15 protein-coding genes and 2 pseudogenes are annotated in these 19,550 nt (G+C 54.5%); 13 read left to right on the plus strand and 4 right to left on the minus strand.

What is annotated here, in order from left to right; all coding sequences use genetic code 11:
* Positions 1–2 precede the first annotated feature (2 nt).
* From GMO_RS04305 to GMO_RS04360, 13 genes and pseudogenes are all read left to right on the plus strand, one after another.
* Positions 3–1,493 (plus strand): amidohydrolase family protein, encoded by a 1,491-nt coding sequence (locus GMO_RS04305; protein ID WP_008851065.1) that lies wholly within the window; start codon positions 3–5, stop codon positions 1,491–1,493.
* On the plus strand, positions 1,490–2,452 hold the full coding sequence (locus tag GMO_RS04310; RefSeq protein WP_008851066.1) for a CobW family GTP-binding protein: 963 nt from the start codon (positions 1,490–1,492) through the stop codon (positions 2,450–2,452). Before GMO_RS04305 ends, GMO_RS04310 begins: the two co-directional genes overlap by 4 nt.
* Before the next feature lie 794 nt (positions 2,453–3,246).
* A pseudogene (locus GMO_RS04315) lies at positions 3,247–4,229 on the plus strand (DUF1852 domain-containing protein).
* Positions 4,230–4,254: 25 nt separating this feature from the next.
* Positions 4,255–5,283, plus strand: coding sequence for a methionine synthase (locus GMO_RS04320; protein WP_008851070.1), 1,029 nt, complete (start codon positions 4,255–4,257; stop codon positions 5,281–5,283).
* A gap of 176 nt (positions 5,284–5,459) precedes the next feature.
* A pseudogene (locus GMO_RS14955) lies at positions 5,460–5,618 on the plus strand (transposase); the annotation flags it as partial.
* Between the two features lie 441 nt (positions 5,619–6,059).
* Positions 6,060–6,986 (plus strand): LysR family transcriptional regulator, encoded by a 927-nt coding sequence (locus GMO_RS04330; RefSeq protein WP_008851073.1) that lies wholly within the window; start codon positions 6,060–6,062, stop codon positions 6,984–6,986.
* A 663-nt stretch (positions 6,987–7,649) separates the two neighbouring features.
* Positions 7,650–9,083 (plus strand): cytochrome ubiquinol oxidase subunit I, encoded by a 1,434-nt coding sequence (locus GMO_RS04335; protein ID WP_008851074.1) that lies wholly within the window; start codon positions 7,650–7,652, stop codon positions 9,081–9,083.
* 3 nt (positions 9,084–9,086) lie between these two features.
* The gene (cydB, locus tag GMO_RS04340) at positions 9,087–10,106 is read left to right on the plus strand and encodes a cytochrome d ubiquinol oxidase subunit II (RefSeq protein WP_008851075.1); all 1,020 of its coding nucleotides are present in this window, start codon (positions 9,087–9,089) and stop codon (positions 10,104–10,106) included.
* Positions 10,093–10,242 (plus strand): DUF2474 family protein, encoded by a 150-nt coding sequence (locus tag GMO_RS14130; protein ID WP_139064356.1) that lies wholly within the window; start codon positions 10,093–10,095, stop codon positions 10,240–10,242. The genes cydB and GMO_RS14130 overlap by 14 nt, the downstream gene beginning before the upstream one ends.
* Positions 10,243–10,295: 53 nt before the next feature.
* Positions 10,296–10,766, plus strand: coding sequence for a nitrate reductase associated protein (locus tag GMO_RS04345; protein ID WP_008851076.1), 471 nt, complete (start codon positions 10,296–10,298; stop codon positions 10,764–10,766).
* Complete coding sequence (locus GMO_RS04350; protein WP_040507464.1) at positions 10,763–13,066, plus strand: FdhF/YdeP family oxidoreductase; 2,304 nt, start codon at positions 10,763–10,765, stop codon at positions 13,064–13,066. Before GMO_RS04345 ends, GMO_RS04350 begins: the two co-directional genes overlap by 4 nt.
* 343 nt (positions 13,067–13,409) lie before the next feature.
* Complete coding sequence (fdhD, locus tag GMO_RS04355; RefSeq protein WP_008851078.1) at positions 13,410–14,216, plus strand: formate dehydrogenase accessory sulfurtransferase FdhD; 807 nt, start codon at positions 13,410–13,412, stop codon at positions 14,214–14,216.
* Between the two features lie 250 nt (positions 14,217–14,466).
* On the plus strand, positions 14,467–15,408 hold the full coding sequence (locus tag GMO_RS04360; protein ID WP_008851079.1) for a LysR family transcriptional regulator: 942 nt from the start codon (positions 14,467–14,469) through the stop codon (positions 15,406–15,408).
* Positions 15,409–15,592: 184 nt separating this feature from the next.
* On the opposite strand, the gene GMO_RS04365 is transcribed toward GMO_RS04360, so the two are convergent.
* Genes GMO_RS04365 through GMO_RS04380 form a run of 4 tightly spaced genes read right to left on the minus strand, consistent with a single transcriptional unit; the run spans position 15,593 to position 19,363 of the window.
* Entirely contained in the window at positions 15,593–16,615 is a 1,023-nt protein-coding gene (locus tag GMO_RS04365) for a sulfate/molybdate ABC transporter ATP-binding protein (protein WP_008851080.1), read from the minus strand.
* Positions 16,612–17,430: a sulfate ABC transporter permease gene (locus GMO_RS04370; protein WP_008851081.1), complete on the minus strand. Its 819-nt coding sequence runs from the start codon at positions 17,428–17,430 to the stop codon at positions 16,612–16,614. The genes GMO_RS04365 and GMO_RS04370 overlap by 4 nt, the downstream gene beginning before the upstream one ends.
* Positions 17,427–18,287 carry a sulfate ABC transporter permease subunit CysT gene (cysT, locus tag GMO_RS04375; RefSeq protein ID WP_008851082.1) on the minus strand — a complete coding sequence of 287 codons (861 nt, stop codon included), beginning with the start codon at positions 18,285–18,287 and terminating at the stop codon, positions 17,427–17,429. Before cysT ends, GMO_RS04370 begins: the two co-directional genes overlap by 4 nt.
* Positions 18,284–19,363, minus strand: coding sequence for a sulfate ABC transporter substrate-binding protein (locus tag GMO_RS04380; RefSeq protein WP_050801383.1), 1,080 nt, complete (start codon positions 19,361–19,363; stop codon positions 18,284–18,286). Before GMO_RS04380 ends, cysT begins: the two co-directional genes overlap by 4 nt.
* Between the last annotated feature and the right edge of the window lie 187 nt (positions 19,364–19,550).

Consider the following 19,550-nt stretch of genomic DNA (forward strand, 5'->3'; position numbering starts at 1 on the left):
TTTTGTTTGATCTTGTGATCCGCAACGGCCTGCTGATTGATCCTGAAGCGGGTCTTGAGCAGGTGGGGGATGTGGCGGTGCAAGGCGGCGCCATTCAGCGTGTCGGCTCTGTTTCCGGTGGGGCACGGCGTGAAATCGATGCGGAAGGGCTCGTGGTTGCGCCCGGCTTCATTGATCTTCATGCCCATGGACAATGTGTGGCTTCCGATCGCATGCAGGCGTTTGACGGGGTTACGACATCTCTGGAACTGGAGGTCGGGATTCTTCCGGTTGCTGACTGGTATGGCCGTCAGCGGGAGCATGGCCGGGTTCTGAATTATGGGGCGTCGGTTGCGTGGGCTTTCGCGCGGATCAATGCGATGATCGGCCGACCGGTGGAGCCGTCGCTTTCATTCATGGGGAAATGTTACGATGATCCCCGCTGGAGCGAGAATACGGCGAGCCCTGCGGAACTGTCGGCCATTCTGTCTCTCGTCCGGCAGGGGCTGGCGGAAGGTGGTCTGGGCATCGGTATTCCTCATGCCTATGTGCCTGGAGGTGGGGCAAAGGAGCTTGTGGAGCTGTGTACGCTGGCGAAGCGGCATGAGGCTCCGACCTATACCCATATCGCCTATTCCTCGAATATTGATCCGCGCAGTTCCATCGAGGCCTATACTCGCCTGATCGGGTATGCAGGTGCGACCGGGGCGCATATGCATATCTGTCACTTCAACAGTACGAGCCTTCTGGATATCCGTCAGGCGGCCGAGCTTGTCGCGACTGCTCAGAAGCAGGGACTGAATATTACCGTGGAGGCTTATCCTTACGGAACAGGATCAACGGTAATTGGTTCTCCCCTTTTTGGAGAAGCTGCCTTCAGGGAGCGAACGGGCAGCGCATATACGGCGATCCAGAAGGTTGATGACGGCCATCGGTTTGAAAGTCGCGAGGAGGTTCTGGAAGTGCAGAAGGAGCGACCTGACACGCTCGTGCTCTGGCATTTCCTGGATGTGGAGAGTGATCCGTCGGCACAGGCTCTGCTGGATGTATCTGTTCTTTATCCGGGCGGAGTCATTGCATCGGATGCCATGCCCTGGACGCTTCCGGACGGCTCCGTGTACGAGGGACGAGATTGGCCGCTGCCCGGGACGGCGGTATCCCATCCCCGTTCATCAGGGACTTTTTCACGCTTTTTGCGGGAATATCTGCGCGAACGTCGCAAGGTTTCGTTGTGTGAGGCCATGCGCCGCTGTTCGCTTGGTCCTGCGCAAATCCTAGAGACGGTCTCCCCACAGATGCGCCGGAAAGGGCGCCTTCAGGAAGGGTGTGATGCGGATATTGTCGTGTTTGATCTGAAGACAATTACGGATCGTGCGGATTTTGCGGTGATGAACCGTCCTTCGGAAGGGGTTTGCCATCTGCTGGTCAATGGTCAGGCCGTGATTACCGAAGGCGAACTCAACACGGAGGCTTTCCCGGGGCGGCCAGTTCGCGGACGTTACGGCGCACAGTGAAGGGGAATGATGGCCTGGCAGAGGCTTCGGCAATTCCGGTCCATGTCGTGGGTGGTTTTCTTGGCGCAGGAAAAACCACGTTTCTCAACCGATTGCTCAGGGCACAGCAACATCGTCGCCTGGCCATCCTCGTCAATGACTTCGGGGCTATTGATATTGATGGACTGCTGTTGGAGCGGCGGGATGAGGACGTTCTGGCACTGAGAAACGGCTGTATCTGCTGTTCCCTGCAAGCGGACCTGTTCTCCACATTAAGGATGATTCTGTCTCGCAGGCCTATGCCTGAGGCGATTTTTATCGAATGCAGTGGGGTTTCGAAACTTCAGGAGATGCGCAGGACGCTGGCAGATCCCATGCTCTGGCAGTATGCGGCCCTTGAAGGTGTGATCTGTGTCGTTAGTGCGGTTCATGTGATCGCACAGGCCAGAATTACAGAAGATCCGCTCTGGAAAGAGCAGATCCTGTCTTCAGACATGATTGTTCTTTCCCATATGGACGAAATTGGAAAGGCTGACATCCGGGACGTAGAAGAACGGCTTCAGAAGATCAGGGGAGGGATACCAATCCTGCCTGTCTCGGAGAACCTTCTGACCCACGGGGTTCTTGTTCGCCCCTTAGAACCGACAACAGAAAAATCTCTGTTCTGGGCTGAGGGGGAAGATATTGATGATGACTTCATCAATCTTGAATGGCGACGGGAAGCCTCTCTGGATCTGATGGCCTTTCGCAGTGTGATCGAGCGCCATGCTCCGGTTCTGCTTCGGGCAAAAGGAATCCTTTATCTCACCACTGCTCCGCAGCGTGCGCTGCTTCTGCAGATGACAGGATCTCGAATTACCATTGGGGTGGCGCCTGAAAAGGCTTTGTCCGATCCAGCCAGCCGACTGGTGTTTATCGGTCGGAGCGGGATGTTTGATTCGCAGATGCTGAAAAATGATCTTGATGCCATTCCGGCCTGATTGTTGGAGGGGATAGTAAAAAAAGTTCCAGACGGAACTGGGTATCTTAGCGCAGCATTGTCGGATCGATCCGGAATATGTGGAAGACGAAGGCGGCCTGATCGAGCGAACAGAGTGAAATGGCGGGCGGTCTCCAGTTTACTGAAGTAATCTGCCGAAATCGCGTGCAAAGCTGCAGGTCTCGGATGTGGCGTAGGTTCTTGTTGGATGGAGCTCGGAAAGACAGACCATTCATTGGGTGCACTGCATTATTGCAGGTCAGGATCGTGGTCTGAGGATTGTGAACGATGGCAGATATTCTGGTTCATGGCGGACTGATGCCAATCTTCCGCTCTCCGTCGGAACAATGGTTTACATTTCTGGTGAATAAAGCAGCCGAATACCGTCGAGAGCTGCGTTGCGAAGGCTGCTTTCGACTACGCGTCCGGACAGTCCTCTGACAGCATGTGACGGTATTTCCTGTTAACGCGCTCGCGCAAAGGTCTGGTCTGTGCGGCCAAACGCATTCAGAGAGCAAAAACGAAACATTACAGGGCGATTGATATCGTATCGATCGGCGTCCGGTTTGACCCGTGGCAAACATAGCTTTTTATAACACCAATCCATGAATAGAATTCATGATTCAATGAAATTAAATCATTTTTATTCATTTTTGTCTTCAGGCATAAGATGCGCATCGCTCTGAACAGAAGACATGATGAACGCCACCACCTGAGAAAAACAGAATAAAAATGGCGCTTCTTAATCTTCAGTAAATAAAATCTGACCTTTTAAAGGTGGGGAGGGAAGCTGCAATGATAAAAGATTCTTCGTTTAGGATTAAAAAAATTCGTTTCGATGAGAATTATCAGCCATCCGATAAGACACGTCTCACGACCAATTTCGCTAATCTGGCGAGAGGGAAAAGCCGTCAGGAAAACCTGCGTAACGTGCTAAGGATGATTGACAATCGTTTCAATGATTTGGCGCACTGGGATAACCCCAAAGCAGATCGTTATTCTGTCGAACTTGAAATCGTTTCCGTTGAGATGGATATCGATTTTGCAGGCAGAAGCGATAGTTTCCCGGTGATTGAAGTTCTGAATACTACGATTGTCGATAAAAAAACAATAAACTCATAGAAGGTCTGGCAGGGAACAGTTTCTCCTCGTATGTGCGGGATTATGACTTCAGTATATTATTACCGGAGTACAACAATAATAAGCCGAAATTTAGTGTCCCTCATAATTATGGGGATTTGCATGGGAATCTTTTCAAGAGTGTTGTGAATTCCACTGCGTATAAGAAGAATTTCAGGAAGCTGCCTGTTATATGCCTCAGTGTTTCAGCCAACAGAACCTATCACCGGACTGCAAATCGGCATCCTGTATTAGGTGTTGAATATCAACAGCATGAATTTTCCCTGACTGACCAGTATTTCGGAAAAATGGGGATGCAGGTTCGTTATTTCATGCCGCCCAATAGCGTTGCACCTCTGGCTTTTTATTTTTCCAGTAATCTTCTTTCTGATTATTCCAATCTTGAGCTTATCAGCACGATCAGCACGATGGAATCCTTCCAAAAGGTTTACCGTCCTGAAATTTACAATGCTAACTCTACGGCAGCGGATTGTTACCAGCCGAGCCTGAAAAATCAGGATTATTCAATCACCCGGATTGTCTATGACCGCGAGGAACGAAGTCAACTGGCTGTCGCTCAGGGGAAATTCACCGAGGAGCGATTTATCAAGCCGTATCAGGATGTTCTTGAGCAGTGGTCTGCCAATTACTTCGTTTGATTAACCGGAAAAAAGGTCATCTTTCATGAAAACATTGCTTCCCACCTCGACGGCTGGCAGCCTGCCTAAACCTTCCTGGCTCGCAAAGCCTGAGACACTCTGGTCCCCCTGGAAATTGCAGGGTGAAGAACTGATCGAGGGTAAACAGGATGCGCTGCGCCTGACGCTGGACTATCAGGATCGCGCCGGCATTGATATCGTCAGCGATGGCGAACAGACGCGTCAGCATTTTGTCACGACATTTATCGAGCATCTCGGTGGTGTTGATTTCGAGAATCGTCAAACCGTCAGAATTCGAAACCGCTATGATGCGAGTGTGCCGTCGGTCGTGGGCGCAGTGACGCGCGAAAAGCCCGTCTTTGTTGAAGATGCCAGGTTTTTGCGTACGCTAACGAAGAAGCCAATCAAATGGGCTCTCCCGGGCCCTATGACGATGATAGACACACTTTACGATGGTCACTACAGAAGCCGTGAAAAGCTGGCGTGGGAATTTGCAAAAATCCTTAATCAGGAGGCCAAGGAATTAGAGGCGGCTGGTGTCGATATTATCCAGTTTGATGAGCCCGCATTTAACGTTTTCTTTGATGAGGTGAATGACTGGGGCATTGCGGCCTTGGAAAAGGCAATAGAAGGGCTTAAATGCGAAACCGCTGTCCATATCTGTTACGGTTACGGCATCAAGGCCAATATCGACTGGAAAAATGCTCTGGGGACAGAGTGGAGGCAGTATGAAGAAATCTTTCCGAAACTGCAAAAATCCAATATCGATCTGATTTCACTGGAATGTCAGAATTCTCGCGTTCCAATGGATCTCATTGAGCTCATTCGTGGTAAAAAAGTAATGGTAGGGGCCATTGATGTGGCGACCAAGGTTATTGAGACGCCAGAACAGGTTGCCAGTATTCTGCGAAAGGCTCTTCAATTTGTAGACGCCGACAAGCTTTACCCCTGCACCAATTGCGGCATGGCCCCTTTGCCTCGTCGGGTAGCACGAGCCAAGCTTGGCGCTTTGAATGCTGGCGCAGAGATCATTCGAAGAGAACTTTCGGTTTAGGTTACGTTGGCAAAAAATCTCTTGGGCTGGGGTAAGATCTGATTCACTGAATGCTTCAGTGAAGGCAATATGGCGGAGCGGGCAAGGCACCGGGCGACCTGACGGATCAGGAAAGGGCGATGATTGGCCTGCTTCTACCTCTTGAGTATGGACACTGAACCTGTCCGCCCGAAGATAATTGCCTGTTTCTTAACGGTATGGTGCATGTCCTGCGCATAGGCTGTCCTTGCCGGGACATGCACGAGCGCTACAGCAAGTGGAGCTCCGTTCATGTCCGGTTTTATCGTTGGTCCGAACATGGCGTGTGGGATGCCCTTCTGGCTTTGTTTTCTTAGGAGAGAGGGCCTCAGACTACAAAGCCACAGGTATCTTGAGGGAATTGTCACTCCCGAACCCCAGAACCATGCTGGCCGACCGGGAATATGACACCGACGGCTTTCGCTAGGATCTGCTGATCCGAGGGATCCTGCCGCTCATTTCTTCATGCAAAGGCCGCATTGCTCCAAAGAAAACAGACTAGAAGCGCGACCGGGGCCGAAACCGCATCGAGCGGATGTTCAACCGCCTCAGGCAGATGCGCCCCATCGCATTTTGCTACGACAAGACTGCTCTGTCTTTCATGAGCTTTCTCAATCTTGTCTCCGTAAGGCTTTGGATCAGCTCTTTTGTCAACGTGGCCTCATCGTACAGAGACATCGTGATAAAAGTTCAGAAAAATGAACTGAAATGATATGTTTTTATGATTGTATAAATTTCATGCATTCATGAGGTGCGGTATGGGTGTTCTGGAGCGCAGTCATCTGACAATCATTCAGGAAGTGGCGCGGGAAGGGTCGTTGACGGCAGCCGGGATGCGCCTGAATCTGACCCAGCCAGCGCTCAGCCACGCCATTCGCAAGATCGAAAACCAGCTTGATGTAAAGATATGGCGGCGGGAGGGACGATCCCTTGCGCTCACCCAGACAGGGGAGTGGCTACTGTTAGTGGCGAACCGTCTGCTTCCTCAATTCGAACTGGCAGAAAAGCGGCTTGAACAATTTGGCAATGGTGAACGTGGTACGCTCCGGCTCGGTATGGAGTGTCATCCCTGCTATCAGTGGCTTCTGAAGGTGGTTTCACCCTATCTGGAGCGATGGCCAAAGGTCGATGTGGATGTGCGGCAGAAGTTCCAGTTTGGTGGTATCGGCGCGCTGTTCAGTAATGAGGTTGATATTCTGGTTACGCCTGACCCGCTTTACAAACCGGGTCTGAAGTTCACGCCGGTTTTTGACTATGAACTCGTTCTGGCTGTTGGTCCCCAGCATCCTTTGCGGGATGCAAGGTTCGTCTTACCGGAGCAGCTTGCAGACGAGACATTGATTACTTATCCAGTGCCATCCGAGCGGCTTGATATCTATACGCAATTTCTGCAGCCTGCCGGCATTGGTCCACGGCAACAGAAGCAGATAGAAACGACGGACATCATGCTGGTGATGGTGGCGCATGGCAGGGGCGTCGCAGCACTTCCGCGCTGGCTCGTGGAGGAATATGCCAGCCGCTTTGAACTATATCCGGTAAAGCTTGGTAAAAACGGTATTGCGAAACAGATATTTCTTGGACACCGCGAAACTGACGAAGAGATTCATTATCTGCGGGATTTTATAGAATTTGCTGCTTCGCCTCATTTGGAACGCGTTGAAGAAAGTCCTGTGCGTTCTGTCTGAGGTCTGAGGTCTGAGGTCTGAGCAGTCTAGCAGAGATGGCATGGGGCGACCACTGCGCATGAGGAGGGAAAGTATTGTGTCCCTTCTTCTCTGCGGACGAGGGCGCTGGGTCTGAGCATCTGTTTCTCAACGGGATACGCCGGATGTCTTGGGGATAGCCGCGTTTGGCAGGACATTCATGAGCGCTACGGCAAATGGAACTCCATTTGTGTCCGGTTTCATCGTTTAGGTGAAGCTGAACTACGGAGCTGTCTCTTACAGACGCCGGTAGGATCTGGGGTTGAGTGATGACTGGCAGTATGTAGTCCGCAGCACTATGATCCGTGTCCTTCACAGGATACTGGCGCCAAATGCGAAAATTTCATCTCGAATTTCTGGCGTGGTCTTGCCTGTAAGAGAATGACTCACTGTGCGAATGAACCAGCAGAGTGGCAGACTATAATCAAATCAGATGATTCCGTATTATTTTATAACTCAAATGCATAACTGTATAAATAAAAGGTCTTGGACTTGCGGTTCTGATTTATTTTATTGATGCGGAAGATGTATCGCATAGTGTTTCTCTACCTTCTTTGCAGATAAGGGGGCGAGAATGCTGTTGTCGTATGCGTGAACATAGTCGTTCTATGCGTCGAGGACTTGCAATGATTTCGGAAGGTATGGATGCAGAATGCTCATGACATCGCGCTGTTGCTGGCGCGTTTTCAGTTCGCCTTTACCGTGGGCGTTCACATCATCTTTCCCGCCTTTTCCATCGGATTGGCGGCGTATCTGGCTGTTCTTGAAGGATTGTGGCTGATAACGGGACGCAAGGTCTTCCTCGACCTCTATCGTTACTGGATCAAGGCATTCTCCATCGTGTTCGGTATGGGGGTCGTGTCCGGTCTGGTCATGTCTTACGAGTTCGGTACCAACTGGTCGGTATTTTCCAAAAAAGCCGGACCGATTACGGGTGTCCTGCTGTCTTATGAGGTCATGACCGCCTTCTTTCTGGAGGCGGGTTTTCTCGGTGTGATGCTATTTGGCATGAACAAGGTCGGGAAGGGAATGCACTTCGCAGCGACCTGCTGCGTTTCAGTCGGTACGCTGATCTCTATGACCTGGATCCTGGCCTCAAATTCCTGGATGCAGACCCCGCGAGGCTATCGGATCGATCCCGCCAACGGACAGTTCCTACCTGATGACTGGTTGGCGATCATCTTCAACCCGTCCTTTCCGTTCCGTCTGGTACATATGGGGCTGGCGGCTTTCCTTTCGGTGGCGTTCGCGGTCGGGGCGACGGGTGCATGGCATCTGCTGAAGGCGCGCCGGCAGGGTAAGATGTCCACTGAACCCGTGCGCGTCATGTTTTCGATGGCAATGTGGATGGCGACCATCGTGGCGCCCGTCCAGATCCTGGCGGGGGATGCTCACGGGCTGAACACTCTGAAATATCAGCCTGCCAAGCTGGCTGCCATGGAAGGGGACTGGAACAGCGAAGGACGTGCGCCGGAACTGCTGTTCGGTATTCCCAACATGAAAACCGAACGCACGGATTACGCGGTGAAGGTTCCGCTGCTGGGTTCGCTGATTCTCACGCATAGTCTGGATGGCAAGGTTCCCGGGATGAAGGATTTCCCGCGCGACCAGCGGCCGCCGTCTCAGATCATCTTTTTCTCGTTCCGTATCATGGTTGGACTGGGGGTGCTGATGGTCCTGGTTGGGCTCTGGTCCCTGTGGCACAGGCGGAACAACACGCTCTTCCTCAGTCCGCTTTTCCACCGTGTTGCCCTGTGCATGGCGCCGGCTGGCTTCCTTGCTCTGCTGTGCGGCTGGATTACCACCGAAGTCGGACGGCAGCCCTGGACTGTGTACGGGCTGCTGCGGACCTCGCAGAGTGTCTCGCCGGTCATCCTCTCGAGCATGGTGGTATCAATGGCCGTTTTCGTTGTCGTTTACATCATCGTCTTCGGGTCCGGTCTGGGCATTCTCGTCCGGATGCTCGGGCGCGAGCCTGAAGAAGGCGAGCATAATGCTGATCCGGCGCATGCATCCGATATTCTAGCCATGCGCACGCACCCTTCGGTCGTCGATGCCTCTGCTGCGAAAGGTGCCTGAACAATGATAGATTTTGCACACTGGTTGCCGATCGTCTGGGCCATCATCCTGATCGCCGCGATTTCGATTTACGTTATCCTTGACGGGTTCGATCTGGGGATCGGTATCCTGTTTCCCCTGGAAGGGGACGCAACGCGGCGAAACGTGATGATCAGCACGATTGCGCCCGTCTGGGACAGTAACGAAACCTGGATGGTTCTGGGTGGGGCTGTGCTTTACGGCGTTTTCCCGGGCGCGTATGCCACGTTGCTTCCGGCTTTTTATCTGCCGATCGTGCTGATGCTGGTCGCCCTGATCTTTCGCGGCGTTGCGTTCGAATTCCGTGTGATGACCAAAGGTACGCCCAGGGCACGGCATTGGGATCTGGGTTTCATGACCGGTTCCATCGTTGCCGCGTTCTGTCAGGGCGCGATCTTTGGCAGCGTCATTCAGGGCGTGACGGTAACAGACGGTGCTTTTGCCGGAGGTCCGCTCGACTGGCTGACGCCGTTCAGTATTCTCTGTGGGCTGTCCGTAGTATGCGGCTATGCGCTGCTTGGTGCGACCTGGCTGGTGTGGCGGACGACCGACGTACTGGAAGCGTCATGTCGCCGCTGGGCCGGCCGGCTGGCTGTCGGGCTGTTCGCGTGCATTGCCGTCATCAGTGTCTGGACACCGTTGTTGCATGCTCCCTACCTGCGTCGCTGGACGGCGTGGCCGAACATCGCTCTTGTGGCGCCGGTCCCGGTTCTTGTGGTCGTATTGGGTCTGCTGCTGGCTCTCAGCCTGCGAAAGGGGCATTCGCGTGTGCCCTTCCTGTGTGCCCTAGGCTGGTTCTTTCTGTGCCTTTCTGGCCTTGGTATTACCATCTGGCCTTATGCCGTGCCGCCGACGCTGAGTCTGTGGGATGTCTCGTCGCCGCCATCAAGCCAGTTCTTCCAGCTTGTCGGCACCGCCATCATGCTGCCAATCATTCTGACCTACACGATCTACTCCTACCGCGTTTTTCGCGGGAAAGTGTCGGAAGCCGATGGCTATCATTGAAGTCGTAAAAGGAGACGGGTCGGAGGCGCCCCGCCGCTGGAGCGCCCGGTTCGGCTGGCTTGCCGGGATATGGGCTGCCAGCACTGCCGTGTTCTTTGTTGGAGCGTCACTGCTCCATCTTCTGGTCCCCAAATAAGAATCACGTCTCTTCTGAAGGACGAAAGGGCAGATACAATGTCCGAGAACCCTATGATTTTCGAGTTTGAGCGCGATTTCGCCGGTTCTCTGCGCTGCATTCCCATGATCGCGCGGCAGAAGCTCGACATCGCTGGAATCAAGATGACACTTCGTCAGTGGAGCCGTCTGACGCGTGAGGAACGGGGCATGTTGGTGGATATGCCGTGCGAGACAGACAGGGAGCAGGCGTCCTATCGCGCGCTCGTCGAGAAACTGATCATGACACGTGCGGACGAACCCGTACGCTTTCTGACGATCCAGGCGCTGGAAGACTGGCGCGAGAAGGATCGTATGCCCGAAGCCGTATTGGCTCAGGCAAGGGCGGATGGGGTTTCGGCTCCCACACCTGAGCAATGGGCGGGATTGGTGCCGCTCAAGCGTTTTGCGTTGATCAAACTCGCGCGGTCAAAGCATGAAAATGAGAATTTCGTACCGGCGTTGAAAGAATTCGGCCTCCTTCAGGGAGATGAAGTAAGACCATGAGCAAAGAGAAGAAATCCGAATTCAGGCCCTACCATCATCCGGCCGGTGGTTGGGGAGCCGCCAACGCTACGGCCAGGGTGCTCATGGAGCAGAGCGTTCTGGCCAAAGGGTCGCGCGGGCTGCTGTCCATGAACCAGCCGGGTGGTTTCAAATGCCCAAGCTGCGCCTTTCCCGATCCGGATCATCGCAAGACACTGGAGTTCTGCGAAAATGGCGCCAAGGCGCTTGCTTTCGAGGCAACAAAAGCCCGGGTGACGCGGGCGTTTTTCGCGCAGCACACCGTCACGTCCTTGATGGAGCGGAGCGATTACTGGCTGGAAATGCAGGGACGCCTGACCGAGCCGATGCGCTATGACGCTGCAACCGACAAATATGTGCCCATCGCATGGGATGACGCCTATGCGTTGATCGGCCAGCACCTTCAGGCGCTCGACAGTCCACATGAGGCCGAGTTCTACACGTCAGGTCGGACCGCCAATGAAACGGCGTTTCTTTATTCCATTTTTGTACGTGAATACGGGACCAACAATTTTCCCGACTGCTCGAATATGTGCCATGAGCCGACATCGCGCGGTCTGCCGCCTGCCATCGGAATCGGCAAGGGCACGATCGTCATGGCGGATTTCGATCAGGCGGAGGCGATTTTCGTCATCGGCCAGAACACCGGCACGAACTCACCGCGGATGATGACCAATCTGGTCGAGGCGCGCAAACGTGGCGTTCCGGTCGTGCTGATCAATCCGATGCCAGAGCGTGCGCTGATCCGCTTTACCGAGCCACAGGATATCCTTCAGATGGGGACGTTCGGGTCGACTGCAATCTCCACGGATTTCGTACATGTCCGGATTGGTGGCGATCTGGCTATCTTCAAGGGCATGATGCGGGCGATGTTCGAGGCGGAAGAGGCTGGCGAAAATGTGCTGGACAGGGCGTTCATTGCCGAACACACCGTTGGCATGGAAGCGGTGCGCACGGATGTCATGAATACGTCCTGGGCGGATATCACGCGTATTTCGGGCGTTTCGGAAGACCAGATCCGCCATATCGCCGGGATCTATGCGAAATCGAATGCGACGATCATGTGCTATGGCATGGGTCTGACGCAGCATCAGGAAGGCTCGCATCTTCTCCAGCAGCTCACGAATCTTTTGCTGCTGAAAGGAAATATCGGAAAACCTGGTGCTGGCATCGCACCGATCCGCGGTCATTCCAACGTGCAGGGCGACCGTACCGTCGGGATCGATGAGAAGCCGACACAGGCCTATCTTGACCGCGTGCGTGACGTCTTCGGTTTCGAGCCTCCGCGTGAGCATGGCCATCATGTCGTCGAGGCGGTCGCGGCCATGAAAGAGGGTAGGGCAAAGGTGTTTTTTGGCATGGGCGGTAATTTCGCCCGCGCCATTCCTGACACCGAGCGCTCTTATGCAGCCATGGCGCGGCTGAATCTGACCGTGAACGTCACGACCAAACTCAATCGCGCGCATCTGGTCCACGGCAGGGACGCACTGATTCTGCCGGTTGTGTCGCGTTCGGAAATCATCCGCACCACGAAGGGCGAGCAGTTTGTGACCATCGAGGATGCGATGGCGAATGTTACGCCGTCGCGTGGTGTGTTCGAGCCCGTGACCGAGCATGTGCGCCCGGAGACGGAGATCATCTGCCGTGTGGCGATGGCGACGCTTCCCAATTCGAAGACGCCCTGGGCCGATTACATCGAGGATTACACGCTGATCCGCGACAGGATCGCCGACGTCTATCCTGCGATCTATGCTGACTTCTCGGAGAAGATGAAAAATCCGCACGGGTTCCATCTGGATATCCCGCCACGTCGTCGCGTGTGGATGACGCCGAACGGAAAGGCGAATTTCCTCGTTATGCCCGGTCTTGAGGTCAACGCCGTGATTGATGACCCGGCAATGCTCCGTCTGGCGACGATCCGCTCGCATGATCAGTACAATACCACGATCTACAGCAACAGCGACCGGTATCGCGGGGTTTATAACAACCGTCTTGTCATTTTCATGAACAGAGAGGACCGCGAGGAACGGGGGCTGGACAACGGGGCGGTCGTTGGACTGGAAACCTACAGCGACGACGGCCACCGGCGTTATGTCGATGGGTTGACGATCCTCGACTATCCGATGCCGCGCGGTGCGATCGCGGGGTATTATCCGGAACTTAATCCGCTTCTGCCGCTCGATTTTTATGACGAGATCAGTGGCACGCCAGCTGCCAAGGCAATTCCGGTCAGGATCGTGCCGAGTGTCGCTTCGGCGCCTCCGGTCAAGATCACGGGCTGAAAGGCTTCCATTCGGCGCGGCATCCTTCATCAATGAAGGATGCTATGGAGGGAAGCAGGGATCCAAAATCATGAATTCGGAAGTCTTACCGAACGACTGGTCATCAGGGGACCGACTTCGTGGACCACTCAGGGATTTGCGCATCTCGATGATGGATTATTGCGATTTCCACTGCCCTAATTGCATGCCGGATTCAGTCTGTCATGGATAAGATCAGGGTCCGTGTGTCGGTCTGGAAGGGCGAGTATTATGTCGACGGCTGTACGGAATGGGTCACCTGCTGTTCTGTCTCTGACGAAACTGAGCGGTCGGGCCTGACTGATGCCGGAAACAGGCACGCTTTATGATTCCCCTGTTTCATACGCGGAAGGTGACTGTCCTTGGTTGGGCGGAAGAAACGGTTGATCTGAACATTGTAGACGAGGTGCCTGTCAGGCTCGTCTTCGGCGGCATTTTTCCGTATGGTGTCATGATGATGACGCCGGATCATCTGGTGGATTTTGCCTTCGGTTACTGTCTGACGGAACAGATTGTTGATTCTCCGCAACAGATACGTTCGGTCTCGGTGTCGGACGGTGTGGATGGGCCGACAATTGATGTTACGATTTCGGGCGATTGTTTCTCGCGGTTGCTGCGGCGAAAGGCGCGTGTTCAGACCGGACATTCCAGTTGTGGTATATGCGGCAGCGACGACGTGCCGTCCGTCGAGGTAACCGGGCAGGCATCCTTTCCTCTGGAACCGTTGATTGCCTCGTCCGCGATCCGCCGTGCTCTCCATGACCTCGATCGCTGGCAGGAACTGAATGCCCGCACACGGATGGTTCATGGTGCGGCCTGGGCGGATACGGACGGACAGATTCTCCTGATCCGGGAGGATGTCGGTCGGCACAACGCGCTTGACAAACTGATCGGCGCCCGCATGCGTGATGGCACGTTCTCCGGAAATGGCATTTGCCTGCTGACCAGCCGCTATTCGTATGAGATGGCGCTCAAGACGGTACATGCAGGCATGAATATCGTCGTTGCGATATCCGCTCCCACTGATCGCGCTATGCGTCTGGCTGAGAAAATGAACCAGACGCTGATTGCGATCGCACGACATGACAGGCAGTTCGTCTTTTGTGGCAGCCAGCGCCTGACCGGGCGATGATTACACCGGTTGGCAGAACTTCCGTTGTTTTGTGGGCCACGCGGTACGACTGGGGTATGCATCGTCCGGCGCAAACTGGCATTTTTACTCAGTTTGCTGGTCTTCCACAGCAGTTGACAGGCAGCAGAGAAGAAATCGTCGGGAAATGGAACGTCTGGAAAAAGTCATGGCGGGGAACGTATTTTGTATGGAAATATCATGATGTCAGGTGCGGCGGATGTGACGATCTCTCATCGGCGAGGAGTATGAGATGTTTCTGAAACAGCTGCAGTACTTGCGGGAAATCGAACGCCATAAAAGCTTCTCCAGAGCGGCCATTGCGTGCGGTGTGTCACAGCCTGCACTGTCGCGAGCCATCCGTCAGCTCGAGGATGAGCTGGGTGTCGTTATTATCGACCGCAAGAAAAAGGTGTTCGGGATCACGGACGATGGCGCGCGTGTCCTCAAATGGGCGCATGACATCCTGCGAGGGATCAGCGAGTTGCGCAATGAGGTGTCGGTGACGAAGAAGGCGATCGCGGGGATCGTCAAGATCGGTGTTATCCCGACTGCCGTGCATATTGTTCCACTCTTGCTGGAAGCTGTTCAGGGACGATGTGGCGATTTCGCCAGTGAGGTGTACGTGCTTCCCAACGTGTCGATCATTGAAAAACTCGTCAGTAGGGAACTCGATATCGGAATCATGTATTATGATCAGTGTCCCCAGGCAAAAGCCTTCCAGGTTCGTGCTCTGTATGCCGAACAGCAGGTTCTGGCGGCCGCCAGCGTTTTTCAGCTTCCTGAAGGCGACGATATCAGCTGGGAGGCTGCATCCAGATTGCCGCTGGCACTGTTGACTAGGGAAATGCGCTGCCGGCAACTGGTCGATGTGGGATTTCAGACGGCCGGCGTCGAGCCGATGATCAGGCTGGAGACAAACTCGCTGGAACTGATTCATGCTCAGGTCATGACCGGGAAGGTCGCAACCATTCTGCCGGTTTCATCATTTCCCTTACGCGTATCTCCTCCCGGTCTGCTCAGGATGCAGAGACTGCCGGGCTTTTCACCCGGCGCTGTAGGGGTGGTGCGTCTTGGCGAACAGGTGACGCCGGAATTTGTGTCGGCAGTCTGGGACAGCATACTGGAAACGAATATTCAGGACGACCTTGACCTGCTCTGTAAGCCCGCGACTACGTCCGGGCGGAAGCGATAAGCATTTTTACTTTCGTCATTGGCTTGCTTTCTGTATTCCCGCATTTCCACGCAAACCACGAGACCGTTGTTACCCGGACACGTCTGGCCGTCTGATCTTTACTGTCCATGTAAGCGGCGGAAGAAAGTGTGGTTCTTCTGCCGATAGTCATGATTTGCCAGATTTTTTCAGGCAAGAGCGGCTTTCAGGGGAAAAAATGTGCGTTCGTGATGTCGAGCCCGACCAAGCCATCGGTAGGTGGCGGAGATGGAGACAATATTTCGATTGTCCTGTCCGTAAGGACAACATCGTAACGGTAAAGGCCATTGGGATGATGGGGGCCAGGACGGACCCGTGCCTGTCCTTCATGGCTTTTCAGGCGAATGGCATGAGGTCGGATGAAAGCCGTTGCAGGTCCTTCGGGGAACGCGCAGGCGAACGGAAGAACGTCCCGCTCAGAAGGCCTGAAGATTCCATTCCTGATCTCTCCTTTGAACTGGAGGGTTTCTCCCAGGAACTGCATCACAAAGAGAGTGGCCGGAGCATGATCGAGGGTGGCGGCATCTGCCGACTGCACGATCTGCCCATTCTGCATCACGACAAGTGTATCCGCGATATCCAGCGCTTCTTCATGATCATGAGTGACGAGGATGGTTGTCAGACCCAGCCGGTCATGCAGTTCCCGCAGCCACCGGCGGATCTGACGTCGGATAATGGGGTCCAGAGCGCCGAAGGGTTCGTCAAGCAGCAGTAACTGCGGCTGGGTTGCCAGTGCCCGTGCAAGCGCCACGCGCTGTCGCTGACCGCCAGATAGCTGATTAGGTCTTGCTTTTGCAAAGTGAGGAAGCTGGATCAGGTCGAGAAGTTCCATGACGCGCTGCCTGATGGTTTCGCGGTCAGGGCGTCTGTTCCGTGGCAGAACGTCCAGTCCAAAGGAAATATTCCGCGCAACGGACATATGGCGGAACAGAGCATAGTTCTGAAAAACGAAACCTATATTCCGGTCGCTTGCAGGGCGTTGGGACGCGGCTGCGCCATCAATCAGAAGCGTTCCCTCAAAAGATGGAGAAAGGCCTGCAATGGCACGCAGAAGGGTTGTTTTCCCTGCTCCGGAAGGACCAACAAGGGCTACGAAAGAACCGTCTGCCACGTCGAGATCGATCGTATCCAGAATTTTTCGGGATGTGCCGGGTGCATATTGGCTGAAAGACTGAAGACGGACGCTCATGACTGTTTTTTCGCTACAGAATGCTCCAGGACAGAGCGGAACAGGACAATGGCCATTGCGAAAAGCGCCAGAAGGGCAGCCATCGTGAATGCTGCGGCTGTCTGATAGCCATTATAGAGAGTTTCGATATGCAAGGGCATCGTTTCGGTTTCTCCCGGAATGTGCCCGGAAACGACGGAGACTGCTCCGAACTCTCCCATGGCCCGGGCCGTGGTCAGGAGAATGCCGGAAAGCAGCGCACCTCCTGCATCCGGAAGGGTGACGTGCCGGAGCGTTTTCCAGAAGCTGGCTCCCAGCAGGAATGCGGCTTCTTCCGCGTCAGTCCCCTGTTGTTCCATGTAAGGCATGAGGGTTCGCGCCACGTAAGGGAAAGTGACAAACAGCGTTGCCAGTACGATTCCGGGAACAGCGAAGGCGACCTGGATATCATGTCGTTCCAGCCAGTTTCCCCACCATCCTTCCCGCCCGAACAGAAGCAGCCATACCAGGCCGGCAATCACGGGAGAAATGCTGAGCGGCAGTTCAATGAGCGCAACCATGAAACGCCGTCCAGGGAAGGTATATTTGGTCAGGAACCAGGCGGCGGCCATGCCGCCCACCGTGTTGAGGACGGTTACGATGACGGTCACGAAAGCGGTCAGACGAATGGCGGAGAGGGCATCCGGATCCATCAGGCTGGTCCAGGCATGATGCCATCCCTGCTGCAGTGCCTCTGACAGGATCAGCAGGACGGGCAGAAGCAGGACAGTCGCGACGGCAACATAGCTCAGTACAATCAGCACGAAGCGCCCGATACGCGCGGATGGCTGGATCATCGGCCATCTTCCCGTACCAGCCCGCGGGATGCGATGCGACGGACCTGTCCGACAAGAGCCAGACAGAGCAGGGACAGGATCAGAAGAATGGCTGCAATCGATGTTGCGCCCGCATAATTGAATTCCTGAAGACGCATGACGATGAGAAGAGAGGCGACCTCACTGTGGAAAGGCTGGTTGCCGGCAATGAAAATGACGGACCCGTATTCCCCGACGCAGCGGGAAAACGCGAGACCGAAACCACTGATGAGAGCCGGAAGAAGAGAAGGCAGGACAACACGAAAAAAACGCTGCCATGGTGTTGCTCCCAGCAGAAAGGCAGCTTCCTCGACATCATGAGGGGTGGCCCTCAGGACAGGTTCGACCGTACGGACAATGAACGGCAGACCGACAAACATGAGCGCCACGACAATTCCCGCTGGCGTGAAAGCGACTGGAAAGCCAAGATGCAGCAGAGGCTTACCAAGCCACCCGTTGGGGCCATACAGCGTCGCCAGGGTAATGCCCGTAACGGCTGTGGGCATGGCAAAGGGAAGATCAATCAGGGCATTGATCAGCCGGGTCCCCGGTGGTTTCAGCCGTACCAGCGTCCAGGCCAGCAGAAGTCCGAGCAGAAGGTCCATCAGAACGGCCAGAAACGCATAGCCGAAGCTGACACGCAGGGCCGCATACATGCGCCGGTCATGAAGCGCATGTATCATGGCCGCTGCACCGTCCTGCCAGGGACGAAAGAGCAAAGCTGTCAGAGGAAGAAGCACGATCAGGCCGAGCCAGAAGAGCGTGATGCCAGCCGTGAGGAAAAAACCCGGCAGGATCTGCCGTTGCCTGAAAGAGGCCAGCAGGCTGGCGTTCATCATCGACTGTAGATCTGGTCGAAGAGGCCGCCTTCCGAAAAATGTGTTTTCTGAACGTCTGCCCATCCGCCCAGACTGGCAATGTCAAATGTCCGGGTTCTGGAGAAAATGGAGGATTCGGCTAAAATAGTGGGATCGACAGGTCTGAAATAGTGTTTCGCGCCAATGCGTTGACCTTCAGGCGCAAACAGGAACTCCAGGTAGGCCTGGGCCAGCTTTTCGGTCCCGTGCGCCTGGGCGTTGCGATCCACAACGGCGACGGGAGGTTCCGCAAGGATGGTGACGGGCGGAACAACAATGTCGAATTTGTCCGGCCCGAGGTCGCGTGCGGCCAGAAGGGCTTCGTCTTCCCATGCCAGAAGAACATCTCCCAGCCCACGCTGTACGAAGCTGTTTGTTGCTCCTCGCGCACCCGTGTCAAGGACCGGGACATGACTGAACAAGCTTTTCAGATAGTTTCTGGCTGCCGTTTCTGATCCTCCCGGCCTATGGAGCGCCCATCCCCAGGCCGCGAGATAATTCCAGCGTGCGCCACCAGAGGTTTTCGGATTGGGTGTAATAACCTGCACATTGTTACGGATCAGATCCGGCCAGTCGTGGATGTTTTTTGGGTTGCCCTTGCGCACAAGGAAGATGATCGTGCTGGTATATGGGGTCGAGTTATGTGGCAATCGCTTTTGCCAGTCCGGGGCAATCAGGCCTTTCTGAGCCAGAATATCGATATCGTACGCGAGACCCAGCGTCACGACATCCGCCGGCGCGCCTTCCAGAACCGACCGGCCCTGCGCCCCTGACCCTCCGTGAGATGTTGTAACACTGACCCGATCATCCGGGTGGCTTCGGCTCCAGTAAGCAGCAAAGGCCCTGTTGACGTCAGCGTAAAGCTCCCGGGTAGGATCGTAGGAAACATTCAGAAGCCGGGTGGTCGCGGCCTGTGCCGTACCTGCAGTGAGCGCGGCCAGACTACTTGTGGCGAGGCCGCCAAGGACCAGGCGCCGGGAAAGCTGAAGTTTTTCTCCGGAAGATGGAAAACGGGAAGCATGCGGGAGACGTGAATTTCTTTTTCTGTAAATGGCCATGACGCTGATTTCGCTTTCCAATAAAGCCTATAAGATTACGTCAAATGATCATAACCATGGATTTGAAAGTTGATAAAGTAAATATCTATGGATTATGTGGAATTTAATAATAACTAAATAATATAGTTATTTACCTGCAAACCAAAGCCGGGAAGAGGCGGTTTTCCCAGAAATGCCAGTTTGTGCC

It is taken from the genome of Gluconobacter morbifer G707 (assembly GCF_000234355.1).
GTDB classification, from domain to species: Bacteria; Pseudomonadota; Alphaproteobacteria; order Acetobacterales; family Acetobacteraceae; genus Gluconobacter; species Gluconobacter morbifer.